At 56.6% G+C, this 2208-nt stretch carries 4 protein-coding genes; all 4 read right to left on the bottom strand.

Annotation, left to right across the window (positions count from 1 at the left end):
* Window positions 1–201: 201 nt before the first annotated feature.
* Complete coding sequence (locus AC1AY0_RS11700; protein ID WP_476526492.1) at window positions 202–879, bottom strand: hypothetical protein; 678 nt, start codon at window positions 877–879, stop codon at window positions 202–204.
* A 306-nt stretch (window positions 880–1185) separates the two neighbouring features.
* Window positions 1186–1464: a Txe/YoeB family addiction module toxin gene (locus AC1AY0_RS11695; protein WP_476526490.1), complete on the bottom strand. Its 279-nt coding sequence runs from the start codon at window positions 1462–1464 to the stop codon at window positions 1186–1188.
* A gap of 4 nt (window positions 1465–1468) precedes the next feature.
* A complete protein-coding gene (locus AC1AY0_RS11690) occupies window positions 1469–1726 on the bottom strand; it encodes a type II toxin-antitoxin system RelB/DinJ family antitoxin (protein ID WP_476526488.1) in 258 nt (85 codons plus the stop codon).
* A 147-nt stretch (window positions 1727–1873) separates the two neighbouring features.
* Window positions 1874–2125, bottom strand: coding sequence for a hypothetical protein (locus AC1AY0_RS11685; protein ID WP_476526486.1), 252 nt, complete (start codon window positions 2123–2125; stop codon window positions 1874–1876).
* Between the last annotated feature and the right edge of the window lie 83 nt (window positions 2126–2208).

The raw sequence follows: 2208 nt of genomic DNA, 5'->3' as shown, positions 1-2208 counted from the left end.
TCCTCGTGATGTGCTGCGGCGTCGGCCATGATGAGGGCACGATAGTAGTCGCTCTTGTTGACGCGACCGTTCTTATCGATGTACCCGTCTCGTCGGGCGGCGTATTCGATTTGGTCCATGTGATTGTCCTCGTCCGGCTTCCATCCTTTCCGTGGTCTTTTCGAGCCTGCTGATATTGAATGGATTTTGACGGTCGGCATTTCAGCCGATGCGGATGGTGACGGATCGTCCGCCGTCGCTGCTCGCCTCGATGCCTTGGGAGCGGAGTTCATGTTCGACCGTGATCGGATTGACGCCTTCAGGGAGCTGGAGGATGGTCTTGCGGATGGTTACCTCGTATTCGGGTCCGTAGAAGCGGCCCAATGTCTCGTCCTTCTCGCCGGTTTTGGTCGCGTCGTGCTTGGCGGCGATGGCGGCTATCTCGTCCTCGCTGGCGGCTCGTTTGAGGCTGTCACGGATGAACGTTGTGTCACGGGGCAGGCATCCGTAGTTCTGGGCGGCGAAGAACCAGTTCTCGTTGCGCTTGCCGGTCGGGTTCGCCTTCCAGGGGTCCGCGGGCATGAGTACGGGTGCCGGGTTGGTTGTGTCGAGCTGACGGCGGCATTTGCCCTTCCGGTACCATTGGTCGCCGATGCGCACGTAGGTGGTCTCGTGGCCCGTCCGGTAGGCGATCTCGTCGATCACATACATGCCGTGCCGCATTTCGAACGCGCCTTCACTGTCCTTGCGTCGGTTGTCGGGGTAGGGTTCATTGGCGTCGATCATCCAGTTGCCTCCGATTTTCTCGGCGGTTTTGAGGCTGCCGCGGGCGATCATCTGCCGTACGCTGACGGGTGCCTTGCCGTGGTTTTCGGCATATTCCTTCAATGTGATTTTCATGGCGGGCTCGTTCCTTTCGCTTCGTCGCTTTCCCGATACCCATATAATACATCATGTGAGATGTATTGTAAAGTATGGCAATACACCGCGCGTCGGACATCGCGCCGCAAAAGAAGAGAAAAGGCGGTACTCCGACATGGCACCTTCTGCCGTCGGAATCCGCCCGCTTGCGCTCACCCCGAATGCGGTCACAAGGAAAGGGGCCGCCATCGTCGGCGGCATCCCCTTGGAGTCGGTCGGCCGCGGGTTTTCCCGGCCCTCATATACCGGAGCGTCTCGTTTCCGCGCATTCCCCTGCCTTGTTTTTCAGCTTTTCCCGTAATGGGTTCTGCAGCCGATGATTTCGATTCTCATCTCATTTCCCACGCCTTGTATCCGGTATACGAGTCTGTGTTCATGGTCGATTCTTCTGGACCACCATCCGGAGAGATTTCCGCGCAGCGGTTCGGGCAATCCTATTCCCTGCGCCATCCCGTTTCGTTCAATGTCTTTGATCAGGGCGTTGATGCGGGCCAGCTTCTTCTTGTCAGTTCGCTGCCAGAGGAGATAATCGTCCCAGGCGCCTTCATCCCATAACTTTCGCATCTGGCTAGTTCTCCATTAGCTCATGTGATTGTCCTCGTCCGGCGTCCATCCTTTCCGCGGCTTTTTCAAGCCTGCTGATATTGGATGTGGAATAGAACGGATCGGCGGTCACTTCGAATGGGATGCGTTTCTCCCTTACCACGGTCTTGGCGAAGATGTTGAACGCGGCGCTCATGCTAAGCCCCAGTTCGTCGCACACCTTGGCCATGTCGCTTTTGGTTTTACCGTCCATGCGAATGTTCACCATAGTCATCGTCATCATTACTCCAATCATTTGTATATATTCTGTCTATACAAATGATATCACATTCCGTCATCTCACTTTGCTCCGGTATTGGGTGTCCACGTCGCTCTTTTTGATATGTCACACCGGTTTCTGGATGATGCGGGGCCGGACCCCGCATCGGTTTCAGATTGCCGGGCTTGCACCGGCCGGGCTCGTTCCTTCGAGCACGCCGGCGATGTATTCCTCGGTCTCCTTTTCGGTTTTGCAGTATCGTCCGTAGCCGGCATTGACCCAGTTGCCGTATGCGCGATGCCAGATTTCGACGGAGTACCGGTATTCGCCGAGACCGTAGGATCCCTTGTGGACCTTGAGCGTGACGTTTCCATAGGAGATGGTCTTGATTTCGGTGGTGGTCTGGTTGTTGTCGTTCTTCATTGTTCCGTTCCTTTCTGGTTGATGACGGGAACAGGAGGACATGGGGCGGGGATCCGCGCAACGGGAACACGGCCGCCGCAGCG

It is taken from the genome of Bifidobacterium sp. LH_416 (genome assembly GCF_056357055.1).
The sequence above is the reverse complement of the archived record's forward strand: the minus strand, read 5'-3'. Positions and strand labels throughout refer to the sequence as shown.